The sequence below is a fragment of the Komagataeibacter sp. SM21 genome (assembly GCF_041402665.1).
GTDB classification, from domain to species: domain Bacteria; phylum Pseudomonadota; class Alphaproteobacteria; order Acetobacterales; family Acetobacteraceae; genus Komagataeibacter; species Komagataeibacter saccharivorans.
Genome location: NZ_JBGLOV010000044.1, coordinates 1 through 7,130, shown reverse-complemented (window position 1 = coordinate 7,130; position 7,130 = coordinate 1). Strand labels below are relative to the sequence as shown.

Genomic DNA, 7,130 nt, shown 5'->3' with positions numbered 1-7,130 from the left:
TCGGGCAGCGTGCTGATGGTAGTCTCCGACATGTGGCATATCCCTTTCTCGGTTGAGAATTGACGGCGTCTGAACACCGCCATGATATGCCGCCCCTCAGGGCATCACCAACTTTCGCGCGTTACTCTATTTTGCTTGCCGCTCCTAAGTAAGTTCTGTTACGTATTACCATTCGTAATACGGAGCTGAGCTCATGGAAACGGTTGTCGTTCGCAAACAGGGCAATTCTGTCGGTGTTACCCTTCCAGCGGAAACACGTATCCGCCTTGGTCTTGAGGTCGGGCAGGAACTCACGCTGGTCGAAATGGCCGACGGAATCAAGCTCGTGAAACGTAATCTCAGGCTTGAACGCCAGATGCAGATGGCGCGTGAGACACTGCGTGAGCAGGCAGACGTTCTTCAGGAGCTGGCCAAACGCTGATGCCGGATGTGCCTGAGTTTCTGGAACCTGACGCGGTGCTGTTCATGCACGATCAGGCCTTGAAGGAATACGGCGGAACCCACGGGCTCAAAAGCGAAGATCTGCTGCACAGCGCGTTGGCCCGCGCAGAAAACCGCTGGCACTATGCGGAATCCGATCCGCCGGACACCGCGACTCTGGCTGCTGCCTACGCTTATGGCATTGCTCGCAATCATCCCTTCAACGACGCCAACAAGCGGACAGCCTGGAGTTGCTGCGTCCTTTTCCTGCGGCTGAACGGCACTCGTGTGCAGGTCGGCGCTCCGGAAGCTGTCGAAGCCATGGTAGCTCTTGCGTCTGGCGCAATGGAGGAAGACGCGTTCGCGGTCTGGCTCCGGCAACATTTTCAAAACTAGTGATTCCACACTTTCGATATCGGACCAGATTTTCTCATGAGCACGCCCTCCCGGACCGCCTCCCTGTCCTCCATGATCTGGCAGGTCGCCGATCTTCTGCGCGGTGACTTCAGACCAGCAGAATACGGTCGGGTCATCCTGCCCTTTACCGTTCTGCGCCGCCTTGATGCCGTGCTGGCCCCAACCCGTGACAAGGTGCTGAAGGAAAAGGAGAAGTGGGAGAGTAAAGGCATCGACGCCATGCCTTTCATGGAGAAAGCCGCCGGTCTGAAGTTCGTGAATACGTCCGACTTCACTCTGAAAGGCGTGCTGGGCGATCCGGATAACCTGACCCAGAACCTCTCCGCCTATATCAACGCCTTTTCACCCGCCGCCCGTGACATCTTCGACCACTTCCGCTTCACCGAACAGACAGACCGTCTGGCAAAGGCCAATCTGCTCTATCTGGTGCTCGAAAAATTCGTCAGCTTCGACCTTAGCGATAAAACCGTCGATAACCACCAGATGGGGCAGGTGTTCGAGGAACTGATCCGCAAGTTCTCGGAAGCTTCCAATGAGACGGCCGGTGAGCACTTCACCCCGCGCGAAGTCATCAGGCTGATGGTGAACCTGATCTTTGCCGAGGATGACAGCCTGCTGACCCCCGGCAACGCCGCCGTTCGCACCATCTACGACCCGACGGCGGGCACCGGGGGTATGCTCTCCGTCGCGGAAGAGTTCCTGCTCGACCACAATCCGGACGCCCGTCTGACCATGTTCGGGCAGGAACTGAATCCGGAATCCTACGCCATCTGTAAGGCCGACATGCTGATCCGCAATCAGGATGTCAGCAACATTTGCCTCGGCAACACACTCTCCGATGACGAACTGGCGAACCACAAATTCGATTACATGCTCTCCAACCCGCCTTTTGGCGTGGAGTGGAAGAAAGTCGAGAAAGCCGTTCGGGCCGAGCATGAAAAGCTCGGTTATGACGGGCGCTTCGGCCCCGGCCTGCCGCGCATCTCGGACGGCTCCATGCTGTTCCTGCTCCATCTCGTCCACAAGATGCGTCCCGCGAAGGACGGCGGCTCACGCTTTGGCATCGTCCTGAACGGCTCGCCCCTGTTCACGGGCGCTGCCGGTTCCGGCGAGTCCGAAATCCGCCGCTTCGTTCTGGAAGAGGATCTTGTCGAAGCCATCATCGCGCTGCCGACTGATATGTTCTTCAACACCGGCATCGCCACCTATGTCTGGGTGCTCACCAATCGCAAGCCAAAGAATCGCAAGGGCAAGGTGCAACTGATCGACGCCTCGTCCTTCTGGCAGAAAATGCGCAAAAGCCTCGGCTCCAAGCGCAAGGAAATGGGGGAGGACGACATTACCCTCGTCACGCGCCTGTTCCGCGACGCGCAGGAGGCGCAGCTTGCCACCATCACCGCCACAGATGGCACGCAGACGCGTGAGGTTGTGATGAAGGGCGCGGAACCACCGGAAGCCCCCGAAGGTGGCAAGGTCAGGCTCGCACCGCTGAGCCGCATCTTCCGGAACGAGGAGTTTGGTTATCAGACCATCACCGTGGAGCGCCCGCAGCGTGATGAGGATGGCAACATCGTCTTTGGCCAGCGTGGCAAGGCGAAGGGCAAGCCCATGCCCGACAGCAGCCTGCGCGATACGGAAAACGTGCCGCTGGATGAGGACATTCACGCCTACTTCAAGCGCGAAGTTCTGCCTCATGCCCCGGATGCGTGGATTGACGAGGACAAGACAAGGATCGGCTACGAAATTCCGTTCAATCGGTATTTTTATGTCTTCGAGCCGCCACGTCCGCTTGCGGAGATTGATGCGGACCTGAAGGAAGTGACTGCGAAAATCATGGCGATGCTTGGGGAGCTTTCGGCATGAGTTTCCCGAAGTATCCGGCTTATAAGGACAGTGAGGTTGAGTGGATTGGGGAGATTCCGGTCGGTTGGAATCTTCTTAATGGAAGGCGACTTTTTGCTGACAAGAAAATTTCTGCACAATCAGGTGATGAACAATTATCTGCGACTCAGAAATATGGTGTCATTCCCCAAAAAGATTTCATGAAAAACGAAGATCAGAAAGTTACACTCGCAATTTCAGGTATTGATAATTTTCGCCATGTAGATGAAGGCGATTTTGTTATTAGTTTAAGAAGTTTTCAGGGTGGAATTGAATATTCTTATTATAAAGGATGCGTAAGTCCTGCTTATACTGTGTTATGCAGGAAAAATAAAATAAATGATATTTTTTGGAGTTACCTTTTTAAATCGCGATTATTTATTGATGAAATCAATGCATCATCAGAAGGTATACGTGATGGGAAAACAATACGTTACGAACAGTTTGGTAAAATCGCTTTTGCTATTCCCCCACTTCCCGAACAGCAGGCAATAGCCAGCTTTCTGGACCGTGAGTGCGGGAAGATTGACGCCTTGATTGCCGAACAGGAACGGCTGATTGCCCTCCTTGCGGAAAAGCGGCAGGCCGTCATCTCCCACGCCGTCACAAAAGGCCTGAACCCCAACGCCCCCATGAAGGACTCAGGCATCCCGTGGATCGGGATGGTGCCGGAAGGGTGGGAAATTCTCTCACTCAATAAAGTAGTAAGAAATTTTGTTGATTACCGTGGTGTTACACCTAATAAAGTCGAAAGTGGTATTCCACTTATTACTGCATCATGCATAAAGCATGGTCGAATTGATCATTCCATAGATCCTGTTTTTATAACAGAAAAAGAATATAATAGGAGAATGACACGCGGATTTCCGAGGGTTGGAGATGTAATTCTCACTACAGAAGCTCCGCTTGGTGAAGTTGCTATCATAGAAGATGCATTAATATCTCCAGGACAGAGAATGATTCTATTTAAACTCGATGAAAACATGTCCAGTTTTTATATGAGAGCATATTATTTATCTGACATTGGCAGGCAGGAACTCAGAAGCCGCGCCAGCGGGTCGACAGCAAGTGGCATAAGAGCTGACAGACTGCGTGCAAGTGCCATCCCAGTTCCTCCTCTGAATGAGCAGAAGGAAATATGCGCTTATATTGATAGGAAGACCTCTGCTTTTGAGAGTCTCGAACAACAGATAAGATATGAGTTGAACCTCCTCAAAGAACGTCGCGCCGCCCTCATCTCCACCGCCGTCACCGGCAAGATCGACGTCCGCGCCCAGAGCAAAGCCATCGCAGCATGATCGACACCAAAGGCCGCTCTCTGGAACTTTTCTATATCGACGGTCATCCGGACGGCATGATCACTGCCGAATTATTCAACTGGACGGGGCATGTGTTCGTCACGCCGCGCACGCGCCTGACGGACGCGCTCAAACGGGAGGAATCCGGTTATGCCGGGGTCTATCTGCTGCTGGGCGAGAAGGACGGGCAGGACTTCGCCTATATCGGGGAGGCCGAAGATCTCGGTGTCAGACTGAAACAGCACGCGGCGGCGATCGACAAGGACTGGTGGGAAACCGCTGTTCTGGTCTCCGCCAGCGCGAACCGGCTCAACAAGGCGCATGTAAAGTATTTGGAAGCGCGGCTTATCGTCATGGCGCGGGAGATTGGACACACACCGCTGCACAACGGCAACTCTCCGAAACCGCCGGGGCTGACGGAGGCAGATATTGCCAAGATGGAGGCGTTTCTTGCCAGTCTGATGGTGGTGCTGCCAGCCATCCGGGTGGATATGTTTATCCAGCGCAGCCGCCCGGCGGGATCATCGCGGCCCGTTCCGGTCTTTGAAACGTCGGAAGGAGAGGGAGCCGATGCGGCTCCTGAGGCAGTCCGTTTTGTCCTGCACAAGCCGCGCATTGATCTGACGGCAAAGGCTGTTTTTCAGGACGGCGAATTTATTGTTGAAGCCGGATCGCAGGCCCGGAGTGACTGGCAGAGAGAGGACAGCGCACAGGCTGGTTCCTATAAGCCGCTGCATGACGAACTGGTACGGTCTGGCATTTTGCAAACGGCTGGAACGCATCGGGTTTTTACGAAAGATTATGCCTTCAGAAGCCCGAGTGCAGCCGCTGCGGTTGTTTTCGGACATTCCGTGAGCGGGCCTGCTGCGTGGAAGCTGGAGAGCAACCCGGACATCTCGTTCCGCGACTGGCAGGCCAGTCAGCTTGATGCCGTAACAGAAAAAGGCACCGGTGAATGACCGATCTTCACAAGGAGCACCATCTGGAATCCGAAATCTGCGATTGCCTCGGACGTTCCGGCTGGCTTTATGAAGATGGCTCTGCCGCGCGGTATGACGTGGCGCAGGCCCTGTTTCCCGAAGATCTGCTGGCGTGGGTGCGCGAATGCGAGCCGGAGGCGTGGGAGACGCTGGAGAAAACGCACGGGGGCTCGGCTGGCGCTGTTTTGTGCCAGCGTGTACGGGACGCGCTGAACACGCGGGGCACGCTCATTGTCCTGCGTGACGGGCTGGACATTATTGGACTGACAAAGACGCTGAAGATCTGTCAGTTCCGTCCCGCCCTGACCATGAATCCCCATCTGCGTCAGCGCTATGACGCCAATCGCCTGCGCGTGGTGCGGCAGGTGCGTTATTCAGCCAGCAACGGCAATGAGCTGGATCTGGTGCTGTTTCTGAATGGCGTTCCGGTTGCGACCGCCGAACTGAAATCAAACTACACACAGTCGGTTCAGGATGCGGTGGAGCAGTATTGCACAGACCGCCTGCCAAAACCGCCCGGCAAGCCTGCGGAACCGCTGCTTTCGGTTCCCGGCGGAGCGGTCGTGCATTTTGCTGTCAGCAACAGCGATGTGATGATGTGCACCCATCTGGATGGTGCACACAGCCGTTTTCTGCCGTTCAATCAGGGGAATGAGGGCGGTGCAGGTAATCCCGGCACCACGGCGTATCTGTGGCGAGAGGTCTGGCAGCCAGATTCATGGCTGGACATTCTTGGTCGCTACGTCATTCCGGTGAAGAAAAAGGGGAAGATCTCGGGCTGGATCTTTCCGCGCTATCATCAGCTTGCCGCCACCCGGCTGCTGGTCTCCACCATTCTGGAGGAGGGGCCGGGGCAGCGTTACCTGATCCAGCACTCTGCCGGGTCGGGCAAGACAAACTCCATCGCATGGACGGCGCATTTTCTGTCCGATCTGCATGACGCGCACAATCACAAGCTGTTCGATACTGTCATTGTGGTGTCGGATCGCACGGTTCTGGACCGGCAGCTTTCAGAAACCATCGAGAGTTTTGAGCGCACGCGTGGCGTCGTGGCGTCGATCTCTGGCAACGGGGGCAGCAAGAGTCAGGAACTGGCAGCGGCTCTGCATACCGGCAAGAAAATCATCATCTGCACGATTCAGACCTTTCCGTTCGCGCTGGAGGAAATCCGTCAGCTTGCGGCGACCCAGGGCAAGCACTTCGCCGTGATTGCTGATGAGGCTCATTCCTCTCAGACCGGAACATCCGCCAGCAAGCTCAAGGCTGCCCTTTCATCCGGGGAACTTGCAGAGCTTGCGGACGGCGGAGAAATCAGCACGGAAGACCTGCTAGCGGCGGAAATGGCGCAGCGGACTGCGGCAGACGCGGGAATTTCTTTTATTGCTTTCACGGCTACGCCAAAGGCCAAAACGCTGGAACTGTTCGGGCGGTTGCCGCATCCGGGTCTGCCCAAGGGCGAGGACAACAAGCCTGAGGCGTTCCATGTCTATTCCATGCGGCAGGCTATCGAGGAAGAATTCATCCTTGATGTGTTGCAGAATTATGTGTCCTGGAAACAGGCGTTTCGCCTGAGCCAGAACGGACAGATTCTGGATAACGAGGAAGTCGAGGCTTCGGAGGCAAAGAAAGCGCTGATGAAGTGGGTGCGCCTGCATCCCACCAACATCGCCGCGCGCGTGCAGATTGTGGTGGAGCATTTCCGCCAAAATGTGCAGCCTCTCCTTGGCGGCAAGGCACGCGCTATGGTCGTGACGGCCAGCCGCAAGGAGGCCGTGCGCTGGAAACTGGCTATGGATCGCTATGTGAAGGAAAAGCATTATCCCTTCGGGCTTCTCGCAGCATTCTCGGGCGAAGTGGATGACCCAGAAAGTGGCCCGGAGCCCTTTACGGAAAGCAATATCAACCCGGCACTCAAAGGGCGCGACCTGAGGGAAGTCTTTGCCGAAGATCCATGGCGGATTCTGATCGTGGCGAACAAGTTCCAGACGGGTTTCGATCAGCCATTGCTGAGTAACGCGCGAAAGTTGGTGATGCCCTGAGGGGCGGCATATCATGGCGGTGTTCAGACGCCGTCAATTCTCAACCGAGAAAGGGATATGCCACATGTCGGAGACTACCATCAGCACGCTGCCCG

Annotated in this window: 6 protein-coding genes; all 6 read left to right on the top strand. The window is 55.6% G+C overall.

The genetic code is table 11. The annotated features are described in order from the left end of the window. Positions 1 to 193: 193 nt before the first annotated feature. The 6 genes from ACBR42_RS16630 to ACBR42_RS16605 all read left to right on the top strand — a co-directional run bounded on the left by ACBR42_RS16630 (position 194) and on the right by ACBR42_RS16605 (position 7,035). Positions 194 to 421, top strand: a complete 228-nt coding sequence (locus ACBR42_RS16630; RefSeq protein WP_003630907.1) for an AbrB/MazE/SpoVT family DNA-binding domain-containing protein — start codon at positions 194 to 196, stop codon at positions 419 to 421. Next, positions 421 to 816, top strand: a complete 396-nt coding sequence (locus ACBR42_RS16625) for a type II toxin-antitoxin system death-on-curing family toxin (protein WP_011251544.1) — start codon at positions 421 to 423, stop codon at positions 814 to 816. Before ACBR42_RS16630 ends, ACBR42_RS16625 begins: the two co-directional genes overlap by 1 nt. 72 nt (positions 817 to 888) lie before the next feature. Further along, a complete protein-coding gene (locus tag ACBR42_RS16620) occupies positions 889 to 2,700 on the top strand; it encodes an N-6 DNA methylase (protein WP_371208774.1) in 1,812 nt (603 codons plus the stop codon). Continuing rightward, positions 2,697 to 4,016: a restriction endonuclease subunit S gene (locus ACBR42_RS16615; RefSeq protein ID WP_371208773.1), complete on the top strand. Its 1,320-nt coding sequence runs from the start codon at positions 2,697 to 2,699 to the stop codon at positions 4,014 to 4,016. The genes ACBR42_RS16620 and ACBR42_RS16615 overlap by 4 nt, the downstream gene beginning before the upstream one ends. Further along, positions 4,013 to 4,975, top strand: coding sequence for a GIY-YIG nuclease family protein (locus tag ACBR42_RS16610; RefSeq protein ID WP_371208772.1), 963 nt, complete (start codon positions 4,013 to 4,015; stop codon positions 4,973 to 4,975). Before ACBR42_RS16615 ends, ACBR42_RS16610 begins: the two co-directional genes overlap by 4 nt. After that, positions 4,972 to 7,035, top strand: coding sequence for a type I restriction endonuclease subunit R (locus ACBR42_RS16605; protein ID WP_371208771.1), 2,064 nt, complete (start codon positions 4,972 to 4,974; stop codon positions 7,033 to 7,035). Before ACBR42_RS16610 ends, ACBR42_RS16605 begins: the two co-directional genes overlap by 4 nt. The last annotated feature ends 95 nt before the right edge of the window (positions 7,036 to 7,130 follow it).

Bases quoted from the DNA above. Each gene is read 5' to 3' on its own strand.
- ACBR42_RS16625 (WP_011251544.1), top strand. From the start codon at position 421: ATGCCGGATGTGCCTGAGTTTCTGGAACCTGACGCGGTGCTGTTCATG.
- ACBR42_RS16605 (WP_371208771.1), top strand. From the start codon at position 4,972: ATGACCGATCTTCACAAGGAGCACCATCTGGAATCCGAAATCTGCGAT.
- ACBR42_RS16610 (WP_371208772.1), top strand. From the start codon at position 4,013: ATGATCGACACCAAAGGCCGCTCTCTGGAACTTTTCTATATCGACGGT.
- ACBR42_RS16620 (WP_371208774.1), top strand. From the start codon at position 889: ATGATCTGGCAGGTCGCCGATCTTCTGCGCGGTGACTTCAGACCAGCA.
- ACBR42_RS16615 (WP_371208773.1), top strand. From the start codon at position 2,697: ATGAGTTTCCCGAAGTATCCGGCTTATAAGGACAGTGAGGTTGAGTGG.
- ACBR42_RS16630 (WP_003630907.1), top strand. From the start codon at position 194: ATGGAAACGGTTGTCGTTCGCAAACAGGGCAATTCTGTCGGTGTTACC.